This is a genomic window from Streptomyces sp. DSM 116793 (assembly GCF_057320905.1).
This window is the reverse complement of sequence record NZ_CM170494.1, coordinates 860,382-883,255: the sequence shown is the minus strand read 5'-3', so window position 1 is coordinate 883,255 and position 22,874 is coordinate 860,382. Positions and strand designations below refer to the sequence as shown.

General features: G+C 71.6%; 20 protein-coding genes and 2 pseudogenes. 21 read left to right on the top strand and 1 reads right to left on the bottom strand.

The window, feature by feature from the left end:
* Positions 1 to 116: 116 nt before the first annotated feature.
* From dop to prcA, 5 genes are all read left to right on the top strand, one after another.
* The gene (gene dop, locus ACSMXW_RS03850) at positions 117 to 1,628 is read left to right on the top strand and encodes a depupylase/deamidase Dop (protein WP_485804046.1); all 1,512 of its coding nucleotides are present in this window, start codon (positions 117 to 119) and stop codon (positions 1,626 to 1,628) included.
* Positions 1,629 to 1,831: 203 nt separating this feature from the next.
* The gene (locus ACSMXW_RS03845) at positions 1,832 to 2,050 is read left to right on the top strand and encodes a ubiquitin-like protein Pup (protein WP_485804044.1); all 219 of its coding nucleotides are present in this window, start codon (positions 1,832 to 1,834) and stop codon (positions 2,048 to 2,050) included.
* Between the two features lie 8 nt (positions 2,051 to 2,058).
* On the top strand, positions 2,059 to 2,646 hold the full coding sequence (locus ACSMXW_RS03840; protein WP_485804043.1) for an endonuclease VII domain-containing protein: 588 nt from the start codon (positions 2,059 to 2,061) through the stop codon (positions 2,644 to 2,646).
* Positions 2,598 to 3,443, top strand: a complete 846-nt coding sequence (gene prcB / locus ACSMXW_RS03835; RefSeq protein WP_485804041.1) for a proteasome subunit beta — start codon at positions 2,598 to 2,600, stop codon at positions 3,441 to 3,443. The genes ACSMXW_RS03840 and prcB overlap by 49 nt, the downstream gene beginning before the upstream one ends.
* Positions 3,444 to 3,511: 68 nt before the next feature.
* On the top strand, positions 3,512 to 4,357 hold the full coding sequence (gene prcA, locus ACSMXW_RS03830; RefSeq protein WP_485804039.1) for a proteasome subunit alpha: 846 nt from the start codon (positions 3,512 to 3,514) through the stop codon (positions 4,355 to 4,357).
* Between the two features lie 114 nt (positions 4,358 to 4,471).
* Here the strand turns inward: prcA and ACSMXW_RS03825 are convergent, their stop codons facing one another.
* Positions 4,472 to 5,686 carry a LacI family DNA-binding transcriptional regulator gene (locus ACSMXW_RS03825; protein WP_485804038.1) on the bottom strand — a complete coding sequence of 405 codons (1,215 nt, stop codon included), beginning with the start codon at positions 5,684 to 5,686 and terminating at the stop codon, positions 4,472 to 4,474.
* 323 nt (positions 5,687 to 6,009) lie between these two features.
* Here ACSMXW_RS03825 and ACSMXW_RS03820 point away from each other — a divergent pair, with 323 nt between their 5' ends.
* The 16 genes and pseudogenes from ACSMXW_RS03820 (at position 6,010) to ACSMXW_RS03745 (ending at position 22,849) form a co-directional block, all read left to right on the top strand.
* Complete coding sequence (locus tag ACSMXW_RS03820; protein WP_485804036.1) at positions 6,010 to 7,266, top strand: MFS transporter; 1,257 nt, start codon at positions 6,010 to 6,012, stop codon at positions 7,264 to 7,266.
* A 9-nt stretch (positions 7,267 to 7,275) separates the two neighbouring features.
* Complete coding sequence (gene pafA, locus ACSMXW_RS03815) at positions 7,276 to 8,637, top strand: Pup--protein ligase (RefSeq protein WP_485804035.1); 1,362 nt, start codon at positions 7,276 to 7,278, stop codon at positions 8,635 to 8,637.
* Positions 8,638 to 8,791: 154 nt separating this feature from the next.
* Positions 8,792 to 9,793, top strand: a complete 1,002-nt coding sequence (locus tag ACSMXW_RS03810) for an FKBP-type peptidyl-prolyl cis-trans isomerase (RefSeq protein WP_485804033.1) — start codon at positions 8,792 to 8,794, stop codon at positions 9,791 to 9,793.
* Between the two features lie 57 nt (positions 9,794 to 9,850).
* Positions 9,851 to 10,225 carry an FKBP-type peptidyl-prolyl cis-trans isomerase gene (locus tag ACSMXW_RS03805; RefSeq protein ID WP_485804032.1) on the top strand — a complete coding sequence of 125 codons (375 nt, stop codon included), beginning with the start codon at positions 9,851 to 9,853 and terminating at the stop codon, positions 10,223 to 10,225.
* Between the two features lie 173 nt (positions 10,226 to 10,398).
* Positions 10,399 to 11,397, top strand: coding sequence for a helix-turn-helix transcriptional regulator (locus tag ACSMXW_RS03800; protein ID WP_485804031.1), 999 nt, complete (start codon positions 10,399 to 10,401; stop codon positions 11,395 to 11,397).
* Between the two features lie 17 nt (positions 11,398 to 11,414).
* Positions 11,415 to 12,426, top strand: a pseudogene (locus tag ACSMXW_RS03795) (helix-turn-helix transcriptional regulator); the annotation flags it as partial.
* A 394-nt stretch (positions 12,427 to 12,820) separates the two neighbouring features.
* Positions 12,821 to 13,138: a hypothetical protein gene (locus ACSMXW_RS03790; protein WP_485804029.1), complete on the top strand. Its 318-nt coding sequence runs from the start codon at positions 12,821 to 12,823 to the stop codon at positions 13,136 to 13,138.
* Between the two features lie 9 nt (positions 13,139 to 13,147).
* Entirely contained in the window at positions 13,148 to 13,363 is a 216-nt protein-coding gene (locus ACSMXW_RS03785; protein ID WP_485804027.1) for a hypothetical protein, read from the top strand.
* Positions 13,364 to 13,621: 258 nt separating this feature from the next.
* A complete protein-coding gene (gene tatA / locus ACSMXW_RS03780) occupies positions 13,622 to 13,900 on the top strand; it encodes a Sec-independent protein translocase subunit TatA (RefSeq protein WP_485804025.1) in 279 nt (92 codons plus the stop codon).
* Positions 13,901 to 13,950: 50 nt separating this feature from the next.
* Positions 13,951 to 14,901 carry a twin-arginine translocase subunit TatC gene (gene tatC, locus ACSMXW_RS03775; protein ID WP_485804023.1) on the top strand — a complete coding sequence of 317 codons (951 nt, stop codon included), beginning with the start codon at positions 13,951 to 13,953 and terminating at the stop codon, positions 14,899 to 14,901.
* A 66-nt stretch (positions 14,902 to 14,967) separates the two neighbouring features.
* Positions 14,968 to 15,858 (top strand): diacylglycerol kinase, encoded by an 891-nt coding sequence (locus ACSMXW_RS03770; protein ID WP_485804021.1) that lies wholly within the window; start codon positions 14,968 to 14,970, stop codon positions 15,856 to 15,858.
* Between the two features lie 354 nt (positions 15,859 to 16,212).
* Complete coding sequence (locus ACSMXW_RS03765; RefSeq protein WP_485804020.1) at positions 16,213 to 19,023, top strand: DEAD/DEAH box helicase; 2,811 nt, start codon at positions 16,213 to 16,215, stop codon at positions 19,021 to 19,023.
* Positions 19,024 to 19,520: 497 nt separating this feature from the next.
* Positions 19,521 to 21,110 (top strand): annotated as a pseudogene (locus ACSMXW_RS03760) (ATP-binding protein); the annotation flags it as partial.
* A gap of 368 nt (positions 21,111 to 21,478) precedes the next feature.
* Entirely contained in the window at positions 21,479 to 21,886 is a 408-nt protein-coding gene (locus ACSMXW_RS03755) for a roadblock/LC7 domain-containing protein (RefSeq protein WP_485804018.1), read from the top strand.
* Entirely contained in the window at positions 21,883 to 22,257 is a 375-nt protein-coding gene (locus ACSMXW_RS03750) for a DUF742 domain-containing protein (RefSeq protein ID WP_485804017.1), read from the top strand. The genes ACSMXW_RS03755 and ACSMXW_RS03750 overlap by 4 nt, the downstream gene beginning before the upstream one ends.
* Positions 22,238 to 22,849 carry a GTP-binding protein gene (locus tag ACSMXW_RS03745; protein ID WP_485804015.1) on the top strand — a complete coding sequence of 204 codons (612 nt, stop codon included), beginning with the start codon at positions 22,238 to 22,240 and terminating at the stop codon, positions 22,847 to 22,849. Before ACSMXW_RS03750 ends, ACSMXW_RS03745 begins: the two co-directional genes overlap by 20 nt.
* Positions 22,850 to 22,874 lie beyond the last annotated feature (25 nt).

The window sequence follows — 22,874 nt, the reverse complement described above, 5'->3', positions numbered from 1 at the left end:
AGGCTCTTTCGTACCGCCCCGTCGCGCAGTGCGGGGAAGCACACCGCACACCCGCGCCACCCGCGGTACACGAGCGCCGCCCCCGCCCGGGGCCGCCGCCTGGCAAGGAGGGCCGCATGACCGTACGGCGAGTAATGGGCATCGAGACGGAGTACGGCATCTCCGTTCCCGGTCACCCCAATGCCAATGCCATGCTCACCTCATCCCAGATCGTCAACGCCTACGCGGCCGCGATGCAACGGGCCCGCCGAGCCCGCTGGGACTTCGAGGAGGAGAACCCCCTACGGGACGCACGGGGCTTCGACCTCGCCCGCGAGGCCGCCGACGCCAGCCAGCTCACCGACGAGGACATCGGCCTCGCCAACGTCATCCTCACCAACGGCGCCCGCCTCTACGTCGACCACGCCCACCCCGAGTACAGCGCCCCCGAGGTCACCAACCCCCGCGACGCCGTCCTCTGGGACAAGGCGGGCGAACGCATCATGGCCGAGGCAGCCGAACGAGCCGCCCAGCTCCCCGGCGCCCAGCCCATCCACCTCTACAAGAACAACACCGACAACAAGGGCGCCTCCTACGGCACGCACGAGAACTACCTCATGAAACGGGAGACCCCGTTCTCCGACATCGTGCGCCACCTGACGCCCTTCTTCGTCTCCCGCCAGGTCGTCACCGGCGCCGGCCGTGTGGGCATCGGCCAGGACGGCCACGAACACGGCTTCCAGCTCAGCCAGCGCGCCGACTACTTCGAGGTCGAGGTGGGCCTGGAGACCACCCTCAAACGGCCCATCATCAACACCCGCGACGAGCCGCACGCCGACGCCGAGAAATACCGCCGCCTGCACGTCATCATCGGCGACGCCAACCTCTCCGAGATCTCCACCTACCTCAAGCTCGGCACCACGGCACTCGTCCTCTCCATGATCGAAGACGGCTTCATCGCCGTCGACCTCGCCGTCGACCAGCCCGTCCGCACCCTCCACGAGGTCTCGCACGACCCCACCCTGGGCCACCTCATCACCCTCCGCAACGGCCGCTCACTCACGGCCGTACAGCTCCAGATGGAGTACTACGAGCTCGCCCGCAAATACGTCGAGGAGCGCTACGGGGACGACGCCGACGACCAGACCAAGGACGTCCTCACCCGCTGGGAGGACGTCCTGGGCCGCCTCGAACGCGACCCCATGAGCCTCGCGGGCGAACTCGACTGGGTCGCCAAACGCGAGCTCATGGAGGGCTACCGGCGCCGCGACAGCCTCGACTGGGACTCCGCCCGGCTGCACCTGGTCGACCTCCAGTACGCCGACGTACGCCCCGACAAGGGCCTCTACAACCGTCTGGAGGCCCGCGGCAAGATGCAGCGCCTGCTCGACGAGACCGAGGTGACCAGGGCCCGTACGCAGCCCCCGGAGGACACCAGGGCCTACTTCCGCGGCCGCTGCCTCGACCAGTACGCGGACGACGTGGCCGCAGCCTCCTGGGACTCCGTGATCTTCGACCTGCCCGGTCGGGACTCCCTCCAGCGGGTACCCACCATGGAGCCCCTTCGCGGAACGCGTAATCACGTCAAGGAGCTGCTGGACCGCTGCCGCACCGCGGAAGATCTGGTCAGGGTGCTCTCCGGCGGCTGACGGCCGCCGGGCCGGGGACCTGGTGCCGGCCCGCCCGGGCCGCCCACCAGGGCTGAACAACCTGCCGTCAGGGAATCATCGAGGTGGTTCCCGGACGTTGCAAGAACTGCAGGGCCGATGTCGGACCCTGCTTGTAGGGTCTGATCTTGTACGACTGGTTACGGTCTACATGTCGAAGTCTCGAACCGAGCGGGGTGAGGGTCATGGCAACCAAGGACACCGGCGGCGGACAGCAGAAGGCGACGCGTTCCACCGACGAGGTGGACGAGCAGACTGAGGACGCGCAGGCGTCGGACGACCTCAAGGAACGCCAGGAGAAGCTGAACGATGACGTCGACTCCGTGCTGGACGAGATCGACGATGTCCTCGAGGACAACGCTGAGGACTTCGTGCGAAGCTTCGTTCAGAAGGGTGGACAGTAGTCACATTCATGAACGGGGGAGCTAAGAGGTGCTCGCGGTGCAAGGAGCGTCTTCCTCGCGCCGCGTTCGCCAGCAACAAGGCTATGAGGGATGGCCTCCAGGCGTACTGCCGTAGTTGCTCGACCGAGTACTACCGGCAGCGCCAGGAGGCCAAGGGGAAGACCGTCCGAGTCAAGGTGCCGGTCCCGGAGGGTCACAAGCGGTGCCCTCAGTGCGGCCTGATCAAGCCGCACGATGAATGGCACCGGAATGCCACGGCCTCGGACGGACTGGCCACGCGCTGCAAGACGTGCAAGGCCGCCCAGGGGCGGGCCGGCCACCTGAAGCGGCAGTACGGCATGACCGAATCCGAGCGTGACGCGTTGGTCGCGTCGCAGAAGGGCTTGTGCGTGATCTGTCTGTCCGCTCCCGCGGCGCATGTGGATCACTGCCACAACACGGGTAGGGTCCGTGGCGTACTGTGCTTCAACTGCAACTCGGCCATCGGCAAGTTGGGAGACGATCCCGACACCGTTCGGCGGGCCGCTGCCTACTTGGAAGGAAAGTCGTGGAAGCCAACACTCGTGGCACCGGGCGTCTACCTGCTGCCTTCCTGACGCCTGGGTCCTCGTCCTTCATGGACTTCCTGTCCGCGCACCAGCCCGAGATGCTGCCGGCGAACCGCGCCCTGCCTCCGGTGCAGGGCGCGCTCGAGGTGCCGCACGGCACCACCATCGTGGGGGTCACCTATCCGGGCGGCGTGGTGCTGGCCGGTGACCGGCGGGCCACCATGGGCAATGTGATCGCCCAGCGTGACGTGGAGAAGGTCTTCCCCGCGGACGAGTACTCGGCCGTGGCGATGGCGGGCGTGGCGGGCCTGGGCGTGGAGATGGTGAAGCTCTTCCAGCTGGAGCTGGAGCACTTCGAGAAGGTGGAGGGGACCACGCTGTCCCTGGAGGGCAAGGCCAACCGCCTCTCGACGATGATCAGGTCGAATCTGTCGATGGCGATGCAGGGCCTGGCGGTGGTGCCGGTCTTCGCGGGCTGGGACGTGGACCGTGAGAAGGGCCGGATCTTCACGTATGACGTGACGGGTGGCCGTTCGGAGGAGCAGGGTTTCGCCGCGACGGGTTCGGGTTCGGTCTATGCGCGGGGTTCGATGAAGAAGCTGTACCGCGACGACCTGACCGAGGAGCAGGCGACGACCCTCGTCGTGCAGGCGTTGTACGACGCGGCCGACGAGGACTCGGCGACGGGTGGCCCGGATGTGGCGCGGCGGATCTATCCGTTGATCTCGGTGATCGATCCGGAGGGTTTCCGGAGGCTGAGTGACGAGGAGTCCTCCGCGATTGTGCGCTCGGTCGTGGATCAGCGGCTTGAGCAGCCGGATGGTCCGCGGGCGTCGCTGCTCTGATCGGGTTGTCGCTGGTCAGCGAGAGCCCCGGTAGACATAACCTCTGAACAGAAAGGGACGGACAGCCGGTGTCGACGCCGTTCTATGTCTCACCCCAGCAGGCCATGGCCGACCGGGCGGAGTACGCGCGCAAGGGTATTGCCCGGGGCCGCAGCCTGGTCGTGCTGCAGTATGCCGACGGCATCGTGTTCGTCGGTGAGAACCCGTCCCGTGCGCTGCACAAGTTCAGCGAGATCTATGACCGGATCGGTTTTGCGGCGGCCGGTAAGTACAACGAGTACGAGAATCTCCGTATCGGTGGTGTCCGTTATGCGGATCTGCGGGGCTATACGTACGACCGGGACGATGTGACCGCTCGTGGTCTGGCAAATGTGTACGCGCAGACGCTGGGCACGATTTTCTCGAGTGCGGCGGAGAAGCCGTATGAGGTGGAGTTGGTGGTCGCGGAGGTGGGGGAGACCCCCGAGGGCGATCAGATCTACCGGTTGCCGCATGACGGTTCGATCGTGGACGAGCATGGCTCGGTGGCGGTCGGCGGCAATGCGGAGCAGATCAGCAGTTATCTGGATCAGCGTCACCGGGACGGGATGACGTTGGCGGAGGCGCTGAAGCTGGCCGTGCAGGCGTTGTCGCGGGACACGAACGGCACTGAGCGGGAGATTCCCGCGGAGCGTCTGGAGGTGGCCGTGCTGGATCGTACGCGGCCGCAGCAGCGGAAGTTCAAGCGGATCGTGGGGCGGCAGCTGGCGCGGCTTCTGGAGGCGGAGGGTGCCTCTGAGGGGTCGGGGGCCGGGGACGCGTCGGGTGATGCGGGTGCTTCGGCTTCCGGTGGCTCGGGGGTTTCGGAGGGGAAGGATGCGGGCGCGTCGGATGAGAAGGAGGGCGGCTCGGGTTCGGATTCCCCGGAGGCGTGAGGACGGGGGTCGCCCCCCGTCGGTTGTGTGAGGTGTGCCCGGTCGTTCGGTGGAGCGGCCGGGCACTGTCGTGTCCGGGCAGGCGCTGTCCGGGCGCGTGGGGTGCCGCCGTCCTCAGTCGTGGGCCGGTGGGGGGCCGGTGGAGGCGCGGACGACGAGGTGGCAGGGGAGGGTGTCGGGGGCGGGTGGGTGTCCGTCGAGGAGGGCGAGGAGGGCGGTCATGCCGCGTTCGCCGATGGCCTCCGCGGGGAGTCGGACGGTGGTCAGTTCGGGGTCGATGGCGGTGGCGAGGGTGAGGTCGTCGAAGCCGGTGACGGAGAGGTCCTGGGGGATGCGCAGGCCGAGGCGGCGTGCGGCTTTGCAGGCGGCTGCGGCCATGGTGTCGTCGTCGCAGACGAGGGCGGTGGGCCGTGGGGTGCCGGGGGCGGTGAGGGCGGCGTGGGCGGCGGCGCGGGCGCCGTCCGGGGTGAGGGGTGCGGGGGTGCGGCGGAGTTCGGTGCCGGTGCCGTGCAGGGCCTTCTCGAGGGCGTGGGCGCGGGTGCGGAAGGTCCAGGAGTCGACGTCGGCGGCGAGGTGCAGGATGCGTCGGTGGCCGAGGGTGAGCAGATGGTGTGTCACCTGTCGCATGCCGTCGGCGATGTCGGGGTTGACGGTGGTGGTGGCGGGGTCGGTGGTGGGGTCGCTGTCGAGCATGACGAGGGGGAGGCGGTCGCCGCGGAGGGCGGTGAGGGTGTGGGCGGCCATGGAGGAGGCGATGACGCCGTCGAGTGCGGCGGGGGCGGAGGCGAAGGGGTCGGTGACGAGGGGGGTGGGTTCCGTGTCGCCGGCGGGGGTCGGTGTCCTGGCGGGTCCGGTGCCTTCGGGGGTGGGGTAGAGGACGATGCCGAAGCCGTGGTGGGCGGCGACGCGGGCGGCGCCGGTGTGCACATGGGCGAAGAATTCGCTGGTGAGGGCGGGGACGACGAGGAGGGCGGTTCTGGTGCTGCCGAGCCGTAGGCTGCGTGCGGCGAGGTTGGGCCGGTAGCCGAGGTCGCGGGCGGCGGTGCGGACGCGCTCCGCGGTGGTGGCGGAGACCCTGCCGTGCCATTTGCCGCTGAGGACGAGGGAGACGGCGGCCTGGGAGACTCCGGCGGCGCGTGCGACGTCCCGGCTGGTGGGGCGTGCGGTGTCCCGGCTGGTGGGGCGTGCGGCGTCCCGGCCGGTGGGCCGTGCGGCGTCCTGGCCGGTGGGGCGTGCGGCGTCCCGGCCGGTGGGCCGTGCCTGGTCGCGGCCGGGGGCCGAGGTGTGCCCGGTGGGAGCTTGCTTCCGGGTGTGTTCTCCGGTGGTCACCGGGGGCCTTCCTGTCGTCGGGCCTGTGCCGGGTCCCTAGGGGGCTTCTGATGGATCTCCTTGGCGTCGCGACGCCCGGCACGCACTCTCGCCGCACCGGGCACAAGCCCACGCCACGGAGATCCATCAGAAGCCCCCTAGGTGGGGCCGGCGGTGTCGCGCGGTGGACCGCGGTCCGTGGACATGGTACGTATGACCCCGCGAGGTTATACGTAAAACTAGAGCGTGCCCGGCCGGGCGCCCTGCTCGCGGTCCGGGCACGGGTTACGGGGCTGGGGCGGCCGGAGGCCGTCGAGGGTGCGTGGAGAGGTGGGCGGCGGTTCATGGCGGCCGGGTATGCGGAGATCCTGCGGACGAGACACGCGGTGCGGTTGCTGACGGGCACGCTGGTGGGCCGGCTGCCGAACGCGACGGCGCCGATCGCGGTGCTGCTGTTCGTGCGGGCCGAGGGCGGCTCGTACAGCCTGGCGGGTGCGCTGGCGGCGGTGTACGGGGTGGCGAACGCGGTGGGGCAGCCGGTGCTGGGGCGGCTGGTGGATCTGTGGGGGCAGCCGCGGGTGCAGTTGCCCGCGGCGCTCCTCTCGGCGTTGGCCACGGCGGTGTTCGCGCTGGTGGGCACGGGTGTGCCGGGGGTGGCCTACGCGGCGATGGCGGTGGCGGGGCTGACCGTGCCGCCGTTGGAGGGCGGGCTGCGGGCGCTGTGGCCGAGCATTCTGCGGGCGGAACGGGTGCACACGGCGTACGCGATGGACGCGGTGGCGCAGGAGGTGATGTTCACCGTCGGGCCGCTGCTGGTGAGCGTGTGTGTGGCGGTGTGGTCGGCGCGGGCGGCGTTGCTGCTGATCAATGCCCTGGGCGTGCTGGGTGCGCTGTCGGTGGTGGTGTCGGCGCCGTCGCGCGCGTGGCGGTCGGCGCCGCGGGTGCCGCACTGGCTGGGTGCGCTGCGGGCGCCGGGGCTGCTGGCGCTGCTGGGTGCGTTTCTGTTCGTGGGGATCGCGCTGGGGTCGATCGCGGTGGCCGGGGTGTCGTACGCCGACACGCACGGTGGTGAGGCGGTGTACGGCTGGCTGATGGCGGCGCTGGGGCTGGGGGCGCTGGTCGGGGGCGCGGTGTACGGGGTGCGCCCGTGGGCGGGTGCGCCGGAGCGGCGGCTGGCGGTGCTGGTGGGGCTGCTGGCGGTGGGGTATGTGCCGTTGCTGCTGGTGCCGGGGGCGGTGGCGATGACGGCGCTTTCGGTGGTGGCGGGGGTGTTCCTCGCGCCGTCGATCGCGTGTGCCTTCGTGGTGGTGGACCGGCACGCGCCCGCGGGGACGGTGACGGAGGCGTTCTCGTGGCTGGTGACGACGTTCACGGTGGGTTCGGCGGTGGGGTCCGCTGTGGCGGGTCCGGTGGTGGAGTGGGGCGGGACCGTCCGGGGGTTTGCGGTGCCGGGCTGTGCGGGGGCGGTGGCGTTTCTGGTGCTGCTGGCCACGCGGCGGGTCCTCGCAGCTACCGGGCGTGCGGCGGGTGAGGGGGTGACGTCGGAAAATGATCGGAATGGTGTCCCCGAAGCCGGTTTCAGTGAGCGCGGTCGGGCGTAATGTTCAGTCATGGACCGCCGCATTTTCGGGCTGGAGAACGAGTACGGCGTCACGTGTACGTTCCGGGGACAGCGCCGCCTGTCTCCTGACGAGGTGGCGCGGTACCTCTTCCGCCGTGTTGTGTCATGGGGCCGCAGCAGCAATGTCTTCCTGCGGAACGGCGCCCGCCTCTATCTCGACGTGGGTTCGCACCCGGAGTACGCCACCCCGGAGTGCGACAGCGTGACGGAGCTGGTCACGCACGACAAGGCGGGCGAGCGCATTCTCGAGGGCCTCCTGGTGGACGCCGAGCGCCGTCTGCACGAAGAGGGCATCGCCGGTGATGTCTATCTCTTCAAGAACAACACCGACTCGGCGGGGAACTCCTACGGATGCCATGAGAACTATTTGGTGGCCCGCCACGGCGAGTTCTCACGGCTCGCCGACATCCTGATTCCGTTCCTCGTCACCCGGCAGCTGCTGTGCGGGGCGGGCAAGGTGCTGCAGACGCCTCGCGGTGCGGTGTACTGCGTGAGTCAGCGCGCCGAGCACATCTGGGAGGGCGTCAGCTCGGCCACGACCCGTTCGAGGCCCATCATCAACACCCGGGACGAGCCGCACGCGGATGCGGAGCGTTACCGCAGGCTGCACGTGATCGTCGGCGACTCGAACATGTCGGAGACGACGATGCTGCTCAAGGTCGGCGCGACCGACCTGGTGCTGCGGATGATCGAGGCCGGCACGGTGATGCGGGACCTCACGCTGGAGAACCCGATCCGGGCGATCCGCGAGGTCAGCCACGACACCACGGGCCGTCGCAAGGTGCGTCTGGCGAGCGGCCGTGAGGCGTCGGCGCTGGAGGTGCAGCGGGAGTACTTCGAGAAGGCGGTGGACTTCTGCGACCGCCGCGGCATCCGCAAGGGCACGGTCGAGCGGGTGCTCGAGCTGTGGGGCCGGGCGCTGGAGGCGATCGAGCAGGAGGATCTGGACCGCATCGGCACCGAGATCGACTGGGTGATGAAGTACAAGCTCATCGAGCGGTACCGCAGCAAGAACAACATGACCATGTCGCATCCGCGGGTCGCGCAGATAGACCTCGCCTACCACGACATCCACCGCCGTCGTGGCCTGTACTACCTGCTGGAGCGGAACGGTCAGGCGACCCGGGTCTGCAACGATCTGAAGATCTTCGAGGGCAAGTCGGTGCCGCCGCAGACGACCCGGGCCCGGCTGCGGGGCGACTTCATCCGGCGTGCCCAGGAGCAGCGCCGGGACTTCACGGTCGACTGGGTGCACCTCAAGCTCAACGACCAGGCGCAGCGGACCGTGCTCTGCAAGGATCCGTTCCGCAGTGTGGACGACCGGGTGGAGAAGCTCATCGCCGGGATGTGATCAGCTTCACATCAGCATCGCCTTCACATCCGCACGAGGGCCCCGCAGGCGGCAGCCGCGGGGCCCTCGTGCATGCCGTGCTTCAGGCGGCGGGTGCGCGGCCGTAGAGTGTGGCGGGCCGGGAACACCCCCACTACCTTTCGAGGACTCCGACGTGCGACGCCGACTTGCTGCCTTGCTCATCGTGCCGGCCCTGGCACTGACCGCCTGCGGAGGTGGCGACTCGGGGAAGAAGAAGGAAGCCTCCGCCTCCCCGAGCCAGTCGGCGCAGGCGGTGAACCTCAAGCCGGTGGAGACCGCCGCGCCCATGCCGAAGGTCAGCGGCGAGAAGGGCAAGAAGGCCGCCATCACCATCCCCAAGGGGTCGCCGAGCGGGAAGTTCGTCGTGCACTCCCTGAAGGAGGGCGACGGGCCGGTGGTGAAGCAGGACGACCTGGTCGTCTCGCACTACACCGTCAAGGTGTGGCAGGGCGGCAAGGACCTGGGCAGCTCCTACGACAAGGGCGCCGCGCCGCAGGTCATCCCGGCCGGCAAGAAGACCATCATCGCGGCCTTCTCGCAGGCGGTGATGGGCCAGAAGGTGGGCGGCCGTGTGCTGGTCGTGGCGCCGCCGGACGCGGGCTTCGGCAGCCAGGGCAACCAGCAGCTGGGCGTGAAGGGCACCGACACCCTGGTCCTGGTGCTGGACATCGACCGGATCATTCCGAGCGCCGCGTCGGGCAAGCAGTCCCCGATCCCGTCGGACCTTCCGCAGATCAAGGCCGACAAGCCGGCGCCCGCCGTGATCTCGGTGCCGAAGAAGAACCCGCCGAAGGACCTCGTCTCGCGGGTGCTGATCCAGGGCAGGGGCGCCGAGGTCAAGAGCGGCCAGACGGTGTACATGCAGTACAGCGGGGCCGCCTGGAAGCCGAACGAGGGCAAGGCGGAGGCCAAGCTCTTCGACTCCTCGTACAACGTGGGCACGCCATTCTCCACGGTGATCGGCGAGAAGCAGGTGATCGAGGGCTGGGACAAGGGTCTGGTCGGCAAGAAGGTCGGCAGCCGGGTGCTGTTGGTGATCCCGCCGGAGCTGGCCTACAAGGACCAGGCCAAGGGGGCGGAGCTGCCGGCGAACTCGACCCTGGTCTTCGTGGTGGACATCCTTGCCGCGATGTGACGGCGCGGATGCGAGACTGTCCGGGTTGCCCAACCGTACTGAGCAGGAGCACGTGACGTGAGCATCGAGAAGCCCGAGGTCGACTTCCCGGGCGGGGAGCCCCCGGCGGAGCTGGAGATCAAGGACATCTGGGAGGGGGACGGGTCGGTCGCCAAGGCCGGGGACACCGTCTCGGTCCACTATGTGGGTGTGGCCTTCTCCACCGGTGAGGAGTTCGACGCCAGCTGGAACCGCGGCACACCGCTCCAGTTCCAGCTCGGTGCCGGCCAGGTCATCGCCGGCTGGGACCAGGGCGTGCAGGGCATGAAGGTGGGCGGCCGCCGGCAGCTCACCATCCCGGCGCACCTCGCCTACGGCGACCGTGGCGCGGGTGGCGGCCGGATCGCCCCGGGTGAGACGCTGATCTTCGTCTGCGACCTGGTGGCGGTCTGAGCGCCTCCAGCGGTCTGTCCTGAGATGACCGGATTCGCGTGCCGGGAGTGATCGACCCCCCGGCCGCCGCAGGACCCATGCCCTCGGGCATGGGTCCTCGCTTTTGCCGTGCCGCCCATCAGCGGTACGGTCGGGCGGGCGGAAGGGCCTAGTGAGAGGACGTAGGGGCGGCGATGGCCATTGCCAAGGCCGAGCGGCTGATGAACCTGGCGCTGTGCCTGCTCGGCACCCGGCGCCCGCTCAGCAAGCGTGAGCTGCGGGACTCGATCGAGGCATACGTGGAGGCGGCAGCGGCGGCAGCGGCGGCTGCTGCGGGCAGTGGCGGCACGGCCGGCTCCGACGACTCGTTCAACCGCATGTTCGAGCGGGACAAGGACGACCTGCGTGAACTGGGCCTCGTCATCGACACCGTGGAGAACATCGACGGCGAGGTCGGCTACCTGGCCCGCCGGGACAGCAACCGCCTGCCGCCCATCTCCCTGGACGCCGAGGAGGCCGCCGCGCTCGGCCTCGCCGCCAAGGTGTGGCAGCAGGCCCGGCTCGCGGGAGCGGCCAGCGGCGCCCTGCAGAAGCTGCGTGCCGCCGGCCTGCCCGAGGACGTCGACCCGTATGAGACGCACGGCGCGCTGGAGCCCCGCATCCCCGCCCACGAGGCCGCCTTCGAGCCGCTGATGCTGGCCTGCCGGGACCGCAGGGCCGTCACCTTCGAGTACCGCAAGGCCACCGCCGTCCACCCCGAGCAGCGGGTCGTCGAGCCCTGGGCGCTGGAGTGCTGGCGCGGTCACTGGTACCTCGCCGGATGGGACCGCGAGCGGCGCGCCGAGCGGGTGTTCCGGCTCTCCAGGATCACCGGCCGGGTCAGGAGCCGCGGCGGCGCGTTCACCGCCGAGGTGCCCGACGTTGTCACCGTCCGTGAGACGGTCGCCGCCTGGGCCGGCGAGGGCGCCGACCGGCGCGCGCGCATCCGGCTCCGCGCCGGCGCCGGCTACCCACTGCGCGCCAAGGCGGACTCGGTGCGGGAACTCGGCGACGGGTGGGACGAGTTGGAGATTCCGTACGGGCACGGCCTGGACGCCTGGCTGGTCGAGTTCGGCCCGGACGTGGTCGTGCTCGAACCCGCCGAGCTGCGGGCCGACGTGGTGGACCGGCTGCGCGCCGTAGCCAAGGGCTGAGGGGGAGAGCAAGGACCATGGACGCCACATCCGCGCGCCCCGGCCGGCCGGCCCGGCCCGCCCGGCCGCCGAACGCCATCGACCAGACCCGCCGGATGCTCTCCCTGGTGACCTACCTGCGGGAGCGGCCCGGCGCCCGCGTCAGCGACGTGGCCCGCGCCTTCGGCATCACCGAGGACGAGCTGATCTCCGACCTGGACGTCCTGCCCATGTGCGGCACCAGCTTCCGCGGCGGCGACCTGCTCGACATCGACACCGACGGTGACCGCATCTGGTGGCGCAACCCCGGCGCGCTGGCCGCGGAGGCCGCCGAGCCGCTGCGGATCGCCGCGGACGAGGCCACCGCGCTGCTGGTCGCCGCGCGCGCGGTGGCCACCCTCCCGGGGCTGCGGGAGAGCGACCGGCGGGCCCTGCTGCGGGCCACCGCCAAGCTGGAGACGGCCGCCGGTGAGGCCGCCGGCGCCAGTGCCCGGCTCTCGGTCACCTTCGAGTCCGAGGGAGGCGTCTTCGCCGACGTCGACCGTGCCATCTCCGAGCGGCGCAGGCTCTGGATCCGCTACTACTCGCCGGCCCGCGACGAGGTCACCGAGCGTGAGATCGACCCGATAAGGCTGGTGAGCGTCGGGCACACCTATGTGGAGGCCTGGTGCCGCCGCTCGGAGGCGCGCCGCACCTTCCGGCTCGACCGGGTCGCTGAGATCAAGGTACTCGACGAGCCCTCCGCGCCGCCCGAGGTCGAGCTGCGCGACCTGTCCGAGGGCCTGGTGCAGCCCGCCGCCGAGGATCCCGAGGTGGTCGTCGAGGTGGGCCCCGGCGGGCGCTGGGTCGCCGAGTACTACCCCCACGACAGCGCGGAGGAGTTGCCCGAGGGCGGCCTGCGGATCACCCTGCGCACCCCCGACCCGGCCTCCCTGCGCAGGCTCGCCCTTCGGCTCGGCCGCGACGGCCGGATCGTCTCCCCGCGCGAGCTCGCCGAGAGCGCCCGGCAGGCTGCGGCAGCGGCCCTCGCGGCCTACGACGCCCCCGTGACGTGCCCGGACCCCGCGCCGTCCGCGCCCCCTGTGCCGCCCGCCGCACCGCCCAAGGATCCGGCGGTGTCGCCCACTCCGCCGTACCCGCCGTCCGCCCGGCCCGCGCCGCCGTCCACCCACCCCACGCCGGCCACGTCCCCCACCCCGGCGCCGCCCGCGGCAGCGGGGGACACCGGAGCGGGTGGCCCGGCGGCGCGCCCCGCCGTGGCGGGCGTGGTCGGGCACCCCGGCCCCGGCGAGCCCGCCCCCGCGCCGCGGGAGCGGCCCCCGGTCGCGGGCACCCCGGCACCGTCCGGGCCCGCACCCGCCCCCGGGCCTCTCCCGCCCGGCACACCCCCCGCGCGCACCCCCGATCCCCACACCTCCCCCCACGACAGGCAGGAGCAGAAGCTTTGAGCACGTCGGTCATGTCCGGCACGGAAGGCGCCCAGGGTCACGACGCCCCTCAGCCGGCGCAGGACGACCCCGGCATCGCCGCCGTGGGCCCGGTGCTGTTCAAGGCCGCCTGCCCCGACTGCCGGGCCAGGTTCGAACTCCATGCGGAAGCCCTGCGGCTCGCCATCGGCGCCACCCGCAAGACGACCTTCTACTCCTTCACCTGCCCCGAGTGCGGCGCCGCGGTCCGCAAGCCCGCAGGCGAGCGCATCGTCGAACTGCTCACCGGCGGCGGGGTGCGCACCCTGCGGCTGCACACCCCCCGCCGCTCGTAGGAGGCCTGAATGTTCTGGGCGATGCTCGCGGTGGCGGGCGGCTTCCTCGGACTGGTGGTGCTCGGCGTCCTCGCCGTACGGGTCTACCTGGAGGCCGAGCGGCTCGGCCGGCAGGTGACGCATTCCGCACAGCGCATCGGCCGCGCGGCCCGGGACCTGGAAGAGGCGGCGGAGGCCGCCGAGGCCGCGGCGGCCGCCGCCGGGACCGGCGCGGAGCTACGCTGACCCGCCGCGCCCGGCCCGGTTCCAGGCGCGCGGCGGCCCGGCCCGGCCCGCAGCGGCCTGTCGAAGTGCCAGGCCATGCAGGTACGCTGCTGACCGTGGCCCGAGGACGAGGCGCGGGCCGCGCCGGGAGTACGCTCGGGGATTGCTCCGCGTTTACCCCTGAGGGTTACGATCCCTGACAGCACGGTGGCCGGAGGATGTTCCGGTCGATCGGGCCGCAATCCCGTCCCACGCCGCCTCGGTGAGAAGGTAGAGACCATGTTCGGAAGGCTCGGCGCCCCCGAGATCATTCTCATCCTCGTCGTCATCGTCCTGCTGTTCGGTGCGAAGAAGCTTCCGGACATGGCCCGTTCCCTCGGCAAGTCCGCACGGATCCTCAAGAGCGAGGCCAAGGCGATGAAGTCGGACGGCGCGTCCCAGACCGCCCCCGCCGACCCGCCCGCGTCCGAGCCCTCGCAGCGCACCATCCAGGCGGCACCCGGCGACGTGAGCAGCTCCCGTCCGGTCTCCGAACCGACGGACACCACGCAGCGCTGACGACGCCGGAGCGGCCAGTCATGGACCGCCGCATGAGATGAGGACGTGGGTTGCTCAGGTCTGCCCGCAAGAAGGAGAAGGATCCCGAGGGCCGGATGCCCCTCGCGGATCATCTGCGCGAGCTGCGTAACAGGCTCGCCAAGGCCGTCCTGGCGATCATTGTGGTCACGATCGTCGCCGCCTTCTTCTACAAGGACATCGTCGAGTTCTTCACGAACCCGATCCTGGACGCCGTGGGGTGCCACCGCAGCTTCGGCGACCTCGCCCAGCACGAGAGCGGCACCTGCGCCCGCATCGTCCTGAACGGGCTGCTGACGCCGTTCACGCTGGCGCTCAAGGTCTCGCTGATGGTCGGTGTCATCGTGGCCTCGCCCATCTGGCTCTACCAGCTCTGGGCGTTCGTCGCACCCGGCCTGCACCGGCACGAGAAGAAGTACGCCCGGGCCTTCGTGGGCACGGGTGTTCCGCTCTTCCTCGGCGGGGCGTTCTTCGCCTACAAGACCCTGCCGACGATGGCGACCGTGCTGCTGAACTTCTCGCCCGGCGGCCTGGACAACTTCCTCCCGCTGGACGAGCTGATCGACCTGATCACCCGGATGGTGGTGATCTTCGGCCTCTCCTTCGAGCTGCCGCTGCTGCTGGTGATGCTCAACCTCACCGGTGTGCTCAGCGGCCGGCGGATGCTCGGCTGGTGGCGGGCGATGATCATGGGCATCACCGTCTTCGCGGCCGTCGCCACGCCCAGCACCGACCCGCTCACCATGCTGGCCCTCGCCGGCCCGATCTGGGTGCTGTACTTCGCCGCCACCGTCTTCTCCATCGCCAACGACCGCCGCAAGGCCCGTATCGAGGAGGCCGGACCCGGCGACGACGAGGCGTCCGACCTCGACCTCACCCCCGAGGACATCGGCGAGGTGGAGCCCGTCCCCGCACGTCGCGCCCTGCCCGAGCAGGCCACCGGCGACGAGGACCGGATCAACGGTTACGACGACGTGACCTGAGCGGCCCGCGGCCGGCCCGCCCGGCTTGTAGGGTCCTCCCGCAGACGCCGCCCGGGGGGACCCGCAGTGACCAGCGAGATCAGCCTCTTCGTCAACCCCGCCGCAGGCCGTGGCCGAGGCGCTCACGCGGCGCAGCCGGCCGCTGCCGCACTGCGCACGGCCGGCTTCTCGGTGCGCACCGTCGTCGGCCGGGACGCCCGGGACGCACTGCGCAGGGCCCGTGACGCCGTCCGGGACGGCACCGGCGCCCTGGTGGCCGTCGGCGGCGACGGTATGGTCGGCCTCGCCCTGCAGGCAGTCGCCGGCACCACCACCCCGCTCGGCGTGGTCGCCGCCGGCACCGGCAACGACTTCGCCCGCGCCCTGGCGCTGCCGCTGCGGGACCCGGCGGCGGGCGGCCGGCTCGTCGCCGACGCCCTCACATGCGCCCGGCTCCGCGAGGTCGACCTCGGCCGGGCCGCGGGCCGCTGGTTCTGCACCGTCCTCGCCTCCGGCTTCGACTCCCGCGTCAACGACCGGGGCAACCGGATGCGCTGGCCCACCGGCCGCCTCAAGTACGACCTGGCGATGGTCGCCGAGCTCGCCGCGTTCCGGCCCGTGCCGTACCGCATCACCCTCGACGACGGCACGCCCCTGCACACCGAGGCGACCCTGGTGGCCGTCGGCAACGGCCCCTCCTACGGCGGCGGCATGAGGATCTGCGCCGGGGCCGACCTCGGCGACGGTCTCTTCGACGTCACCGTCGTCGGGGACTGCACGCGCGCCACACTCCTCAAGGTGTTCCCGCGGGTCTACTCGGGCACCCACCTGGACCATCCCAAGGTCACCGTCCACCGTGCCGCCAAGGTCGAGCTGGCCGCCCCGGGCACCACCGGCTACGCCGACGGGGAGCGGGTCGGGGCACTGCCGTTGACCGCCGAGTGCGTGGCGGGGGCCGTTCGGGTGCTGGTGGGTTGAGCGGGGCCCCGCCCCGGTGCGGCGGGGGCCTGCGGCCTCGCGGACCCGCGGTGGTGTGTGTCTCTGCTCCGGTGCCGGTGCCGGTGCCGGTGGCGGTGCCGGTGCTGGTGGCGGTGCCGGTGCTGGTGCCGATGCGGAAGAGAGTGCCCCTTCGGGCCGTGGTGACCTGGCGGTCTCGTCCTCGGCTTGTCGCGCAGTTTTCCGCGCACCTGCCGGGGGCGCGCCCGCCTGCCGGCCCCCCGCCGCGCGGCGCTGTCCGACAGTCCCGTACGGCACCGCGCTGACCAGGAGCGATGCTCCGATCCCCATAAAGATCGTGCTCTGTCACAGGGGGCGGGTAGGCTCGAAAGTACGATGACTGAGGACCTCTCACCGGCCGAGCGGTACGCGGCAGCCCGTAAGCGTGCCGCCGAGCAAGCCACCGCGCTCGGCACCTTCCGCGGGATGTACGACTTCGACCTGGACCCTTTCCAGACCGAGGCGTGTCGGGCCCTTGAGGCCGGCAAGGGCGTGCTGGTGGCCGCACCCACCGGCTCCGGCAAGACCATCGTCGGGGAATTCGCCGTCCACCTGGCCCTGAAGCAGGGCAAGAAGTGCTTCTACACCACGCCCATCAAGGCGCTCTCCAACCAGAAGTACTCCGACCTCGCCAAACGCTACGGCCCCGACCAGGTCGGCCTGCTCACCGGCGACAACAGCGTCAATGCCGACGCCCCCGTGGTCGTGATGACCACCGAGGTGCTGCGGAACATGCTCTACGCCGGCTCGGAGACCCTCCGCGGCCTCGGCTATGTCGTCATGGACGAGGTGCACTACCTCTCGGACCGCTTCCGCGGCGCCGTCTGGGAGGAAGTGATCATCCACCTTCCGGAGTCGGTCACCCTGGTCTCCCTGTCGGCCACCGTGTCGAACGCCGAGGAGTTCGGTGACTGGCTCGACACCGTCCGCGGCGACACCGAGGTGATCGTCTCCGAGCACCGCCCGGTGCCGCTGTTCCAGCACGTGCTGGCCGGGCGGCGGATGTACGACCTCTTCGAGGAGGGCGAGGGCTCCAAGAAGGCCGTCAACCCCGACCTCACCCGCCTCGCCAGGACCGACGCCACCCGCCCGCCGTACGGGCCCGGCCGCAGACGCGGCAGGAGCCTTCGGGAGGCCGACCGCGAGCGTGAGCGCCGCCAGCGCTCCCGGATCTGGACCCCGAGCCGCCCCGAGGTCATCGAGCGGCTGGACGCCGAGGGTCTGCTGCCCGCGATCACCTTCATCTTCAGCCGCGCCGGCTGCGAGTCCGCCGTGCAGCAGTGCCTCTTCGCCGGCCTCAGGCTCAACGACGACGAGGCCCGCGTCCGCGTCCGCGAGATCGTCGAGCAGCGCACCGCCTCCATTCCCCCCGAGGACCTCCACGTCCTCGGCTACTACGAATGGCTGGAAGGCCTGGAGCGCGGTATCGCCGCGCACCACGCGGGCATGCTGCCGACCTTCAAGGAGGTCGTGGAGGAACTGTTCGTGCGGGGCCTGGTCAAGGCCGTCTTCGCCACCGAGACGCTCGCCCTGGGCATCAACATGCCCGCACGCTCGGTGGTCCTGGAGAAGCTCGTCAAGTGGAACGGCGAGCAGCACGCCGACATCACGCCAGGCGAGTACACGCAGCTCACCGGGCGCGCCGGGCGGCGCGGCATCGACGTCGAAGGGCATGCCGTGGTGCTCTGGCAGCGCGCCATGAGCCCCGAACACCTCGCGGGCCTCGCGGGCACCCGCACCTACCCGCTCCGTTCCAGCTTCAAGCCCTCGTACAACATGGCCGTCAACCTGGTCGAGCAGTTCGGCAGGCACACCTCCCGCGAGCTGCTGGAGACGTCCTTCGCACAGTTCCAGGCCGACAAGTCCGTGGTGGGCATCTCCCGCCAGGTGCAGCGGAACGAGGAGGGCCTCGCGGGCTACAAGGAGTCCATGACCTGCCACCTCGGCGACTTCGAGGAGTACGCCCGGCTCCGCCGGGACCTGAAGGACCGTGAGACCGAGCTGGCCAAGCAGGGCGCGGCCCAGCGGCGTGCCGCGGCGGCCGCCGCCCTGGAGAAGCTGCGCCCCGGCGACGTCATCCACGTGCCCACCGGCAAGTTCGCCGGCCTCGCCCTCGTGCTCGACCCCGGCATGCCCGCCGGGCGGGTGGGCGGGCACCGCGGCTTCGACCCGCACGACGGCCCCCGGCCCCTGGTGCTCACCGCGGAACGGCAGGTCAAGCGGCTGGCGTCGATGGACTTCCCGGTGCCGGTGGAGCCGTTGGAGCGGATGCGCATCCCCAAGTCGTTCAACCCCCGCAGCCCGCAGTCCCGCCGCGACCTGGCGTCCGCGCTGCGCACCAAGGCCGGCCACATCGTCCCCGAGCGGCACCGCAAGCAGCGCGCCGCCGCCGCGGACGACCGCGAGATCGCCCGGCTCCGCGCCGAGTTGCGCGCCCACCCCTGCCACGGCTGCAGCGACCGGGAGAACCACGCCCGCTGGGCCGAGCGCTACCACCGCCTGCTGCGCGACACCCACCAGCTGGAGCGCCGCATCGAGGGCCGCACCAACACCATCGCCCGCACCTTCGACCGCATCGTCGCGCTCCTCACCGAGCTGGACTACCTCCGCGGGGACGAGGTCACCGAGCACGGCAAGCGCCTCGCCCGGCTCTACGGCGAGTTGGACCTGCTCGCCAGCGAGTGCCTGCGCGAAGGCGTCTGGGAGGGCCTCGCCCCCGCCGAACTGGCCGCGTGCGTCTCGGCGCTGGTCTACGAGGCCCGCATCGGTGACGACGCCCTGGCGCCCAAGCTGCCGTCGGGGCGCGCGAAGGCGGCGCTCGGCGAGATGGTCCGCATCTGGGGCCGGCTCGACGCCCTGGAGGAGGACTTCAGGATCAACCAGGCCGAGGGCGTCGGCCAGCGCGAGCCCGACCTCGGCTTCGCCTGGGCCGCCTACATGTGGGCCTCCGGCAAGGGACTCGACGAGGTGCTGCGCGAGGCGGAGATGCCCGCGGGCGACTTCGTGCGGTGGTGCAAGCAGGTGATCGACGTCCTCGGCCAGATCTCGGCCGCCGCGCCCGTCGACGGGTCCACGGTCCCGAAGAACGCCCGCAAGGCGGTGGACGCACTGCTGCGCGGCGTCGTCGCGTACTCGTCGGTGGGCTGACGGCCCGAACGGCGGCGCCCGCCCGCCCCACGGCCCCCGCCCCGACCGAACGGCGCCGCTCGCCCGGAGCGGCGCCGCGCACCCGAACGCGAACGGCACCCGAACGCGCACGGCGCCGCCCACTGTGAGCAGGCCCCCAACCGTGCCGCGCGCTCCGCACGGCCCCGACCGCCCCGCCTTCGCGGAGGAGGGGCCGGGGCGGGGCGTGCGGAGGAACAGCTAGGCTCCCTGCCTACCGGAATCGATCACTCCTTGTTTGCGGCGATCACCCCGCGTGTAAATGGGCCAGAGTCTACGCTGCCCGTACCGGTCTGTCAGAGGCTCTTGGAATATGACACGGGCGATGTTCCCGTCGGACTAAACTCCCACGCAGTGCAGCGAGTTGAGGGTATTCACGCGCTTTCTCCCCATAGCTCCCCTGTGGGCGTACGCATGACCCGTGCCTGCTGTCACACCACTGACACACCGTCCCCGAGCCAACAGTTCAGAAGGCATACATGGTGAGTGAACAATCACCTCCCCGTGGCCGCGACGTCCGTTACGCCCGCGTCCTGTTACCGCCCGCACTCCTCATGGCGGGCGGTGCCGTGGGCGCCGCGGCCGCCGTCACGCCGCCCGCCAGGCTCGCCGTCGGCCTGTGCGGGGCACTGTGCACCGTGCTGGTGCTCGCCGTGGCCGCCGTGGCCGTCCGCCGCGGGCGGGCCGCCCAGGAGCTGCGCGCCCGCTTCACCGACCGGCTCGCCTTCCTGGAACGCCGCCTCGCCGCGCACGACGAGGAGACCGTCCGCCTCGGCCGCCGGCTCATCCCCGACGCCGTCTTCCGCCTGAAGCAGGGCGAGTCGCCCGACGAGGTCATCCGTGCCGTCGTCGACGAGGACCCCGCCCACCGCGACCTCCCCCAGCCCCAGCGCGCCCTGCTCCGCTCCGTACTGGAGACCGTAGACGAGGAGGAGGCGCGCCGCGAGATCACCCAGCGCGCCTTCGTCAACATCGCCCGCCGCGTGCAGGCCATCGTCCACCAGCAGGCCGCCGAGCTGCGCGGCATGGAGGAGGACTACGGCCGCAGCCCCGAGGTCTTCGACGACCTGCTCCGCATCGATCACGGCACCGCGCTCATCGGCCGCCTCGCCGACAGCATCGCCGTGCTCGGCGGCGCCCGGCCGGGCCGTCAGTGGCCCCGGCCCGTACCGCTGTTCAGCGTGCTGCGCGGCGCCATGTCCCGGATCCTCGAGTACCAGCGCATCGAGCTGCACTCGATCGTCAAGGTCGCCGTGAAGGGCCCGGCCGTCGAACCCCTCATCCACGCCTGCGCGGAGCTGCTCGACAACGCCACCCGCTACTCGCCGCCGCAGACCAAGGTGCACGTCACCGCCGTCGAGGTGCAGTCCGGGGTGGCCATCGAGATCGAGGACGGCGGAGTCAGCCTCAGCGAGGAGGCCCGGGCCCGGGCCGAGCGGATCCTCTCCGGGCCCGAGGCGGACATCGACCTCAAGGACCTCGGCGAGACCCCCAGGCTCGGCATGGCCGTCGTCGGGCGGCTCTCGCGGATGTACAACCTGCGGGTGTCGCTGCGGCAGTCCGCCTACGGCGGTGTGCGCGCCGTCCTGGTCGCCCCGCACGACATGCTCACCACCGGCCCGGCGCCCGGTCTCGCCCACGGCATCGGCGCCTCCGCCGTACCCCGGATCGCCGAGGACGGCACGCTGGTCACCGCGGTGCCCACCAAGAAGCGCCGCCCCACGGGACCGGTGCCCTCGCCCGTGCTGCCCGCGCAGCGCCCCGCCCCGGGACCCATGGAGGACGACACCCCCGTGGTGACCGAGTGGACCGCCATGGGGCTGCCGCAGCGCCGCAGCCGGGTCAAGACCCCGCTCAGCCGGCGCATCGCCGAGGCCCGCGCCGAGGAGGCCGCACGGCAGGCCGCCGAGTCGGGTTCCGCGTCCGCCGCCGCCCTCGCGGCGCGCACCGCCTCGTCGGGGCAGCAGCAGGCCCCGGGCCCGGGGCCCGAGCCCGGCCTGTGGGTCGAGGCCTTCATGAAGGGCGTGCACGGCGGCGACGGAGCCGCCGCGGGCACCGGCTCCGCCGCGGCCGGTGGCAACGGGTCGGGTTCCGGCCCGGGGTCCGCCTCCGGCACGGGGTCCGCCTCCGGCCCGGGCACCGGGACCGCGCCCGGCGCGCAGGGCCGCGACGACACGGGCGCCGAAGCGGGCGCATGGGCTGAGGCGGACGGACTGGCCGAAGCGGGCCGGACGGCCGAGGCCGGCCTCTCGGCCGCAGCCGTCTCCCCGGCCGCAGCCGCATCTGCCGCAGAAGCCGGCCGGCCGACTGAGGCCGCGTCGCCGGCCGATGCCGTGCCACCGGCCGAGGCCGCGGCGGACCACACCCGGCCGGGCGGTACCGAGCGCCCGGCGGCACGAAGAGACTCCGATGACATGGTGGACGAAGGGGACCCCCAGTGATCCAGCAGCGCGCCAACTTCGACTGGATGCTCAAGGAGCTCGCCGACGGCGTCCCGGGGGTCCGCCAGGTCGTGGTCCTCTCCGCCGACGGCCTGCGCATCGCCCGCTACGGCGGCGAGCCCGACGCCGCCGACCGGATCGCCGCCGCCTGCGCCGGACTCCAGAGCCTGGCCGCCGCTGTGGGCACCGAGTTCCCCGACAGCGACGGCCGGATGCGGATGGTCCTCATCGAGATCAGCGGCGGCTTCTTCTACCTGATGGCGGCCGGCACCGGAGCCTACCTCGCCGTGCTCGCCGACGAGACCGTCGAGGCCGGGCTGATCAGCAACCGCATGCGGGACCTCGTCGTCCGTATCGGCGCCCACCTCACCAGCCCGCCGAGGCGCGACGGGCAGGCCGGATGACTCCTCCCCGGCGCCGGCGACGCCCGCCGGAAGCGGGCCTGGAGGGCAATCCGGAGCGGTTGTACGTGCTCACCGGCGGCCCGGACGGCGGGGAGCGGGCCCCGCTCGACCTGGTCACCCTGATCGTGGCGGGTGCCGAGCCGCCGCCCACCGCGGGGCCCGAGCACACCGCCGTCCTGCGGTTGTGCGCCAACCCCCTGTCCGTGGCCGAGATATCGGCCTACCTCAATCTGCCGTTCAGCGTGGTCACCGTGCTGCTGACCGAGCTGCTGGCGGCCGAACTCGTGGTGGCGCGTGCGCCGATCGTCCGCTCCGCGCTCCCGGACCGTTCCCTTCTCGAAGCGGTGATGCATGGACTTCAAAAGCTCTGACACGATCACGGGCCCCAGAAGCGAGGACGTGCTGCCGGACACGGCCACGGCAGCCGTGAAGATCGTGATCGTGGGCGGCTTCGGCGTCGGCAAGACGACCATGGTCGGCTCGGTCAGCGAGATCCGCCCGCTGACCACCGAGGAGACCATGACCAAGGCCGGCATCGGCATCGACGACGACTACGGCTCCGCGAGCAAGACGGCCACCACCGTCGCCATGGACTTCGGCCGGATCAGCATCACCGACCAGCTCGTCCTGTACCTCTTCGGCACCCCAGGGCAGGAGCGCTTCTGGTTCCTCTGGAACGGCCTCTTCGAGGGCGCGCTCGGCGCCGTGGTGCTCATCGACACCCGGCGGCTGGAGGTGAGCTTCGACGTGATCGGCCGCCTGGAGGAGCGCGGGGTGCCCTTCGTGGTGGCCGTCAACGAGTTCCCCGACGCGCCGCGCTACCCCGTCGAGGAACTGCGCACCGCCCTCGACCTGCCCGAGGACGTGCCCATCGTGTCCTGCGACGCCCGCAGCCGCGCCTCCAGCAGGGACGCCCTGATGACGCTGATGCGGTTCCTGCACTCCCTCGCCCTCACCCCCTGACACGTCGTCAGGGAAACGGCGGCCC

Bases quoted from the DNA above. Each gene is read 5' to 3' on its own strand.
- ACSMXW_RS03765 (WP_485804020.1), top strand. From the start codon at position 16,213: ATGACTGAGGACCTCTCACCGGCCGAGCGGTACGCGGCAGCCCGTAAG.
- pafA (WP_485804035.1), top strand. From the start codon at position 7,276: ATGGACCGCCGCATTTTCGGGCTGGAGAACGAGTACGGCGTCACGTGT.
- tatA (WP_485804025.1), top strand. From the start codon at position 13,622: ATGTTCGGAAGGCTCGGCGCCCCCGAGATCATTCTCATCCTCGTCGTC.
- ACSMXW_RS03785 (WP_485804027.1), top strand. From the start codon at position 13,148: ATGTTCTGGGCGATGCTCGCGGTGGCGGGCGGCTTCCTCGGACTGGTG.
- ACSMXW_RS03745 (WP_485804015.1), top strand. From the start codon at position 22,238: ATGGACTTCAAAAGCTCTGACACGATCACGGGCCCCAGAAGCGAGGAC.
- dop (WP_485804046.1), top strand. From the start codon at position 117: ATGACCGTACGGCGAGTAATGGGCATCGAGACGGAGTACGGCATCTCC.
- ACSMXW_RS03845 (WP_485804044.1), top strand. From the start codon at position 1,832: ATGGCAACCAAGGACACCGGCGGCGGACAGCAGAAGGCGACGCGTTCC.
- ACSMXW_RS03750 (WP_485804017.1), top strand. From the start codon at position 21,883: ATGACTCCTCCCCGGCGCCGGCGACGCCCGCCGGAAGCGGGCCTGGAG.
- ACSMXW_RS03820 (WP_485804036.1), top strand. From the start codon at position 6,010: ATGGCGGCCGGGTATGCGGAGATCCTGCGGACGAGACACGCGGTGCGG.
- ACSMXW_RS03840 (WP_485804043.1), top strand. From the start codon at position 2,059: ATGAACGGGGGAGCTAAGAGGTGCTCGCGGTGCAAGGAGCGTCTTCCT.
- ACSMXW_RS03800 (WP_485804031.1), top strand. From the start codon at position 10,399: ATGGCCATTGCCAAGGCCGAGCGGCTGATGAACCTGGCGCTGTGCCTG.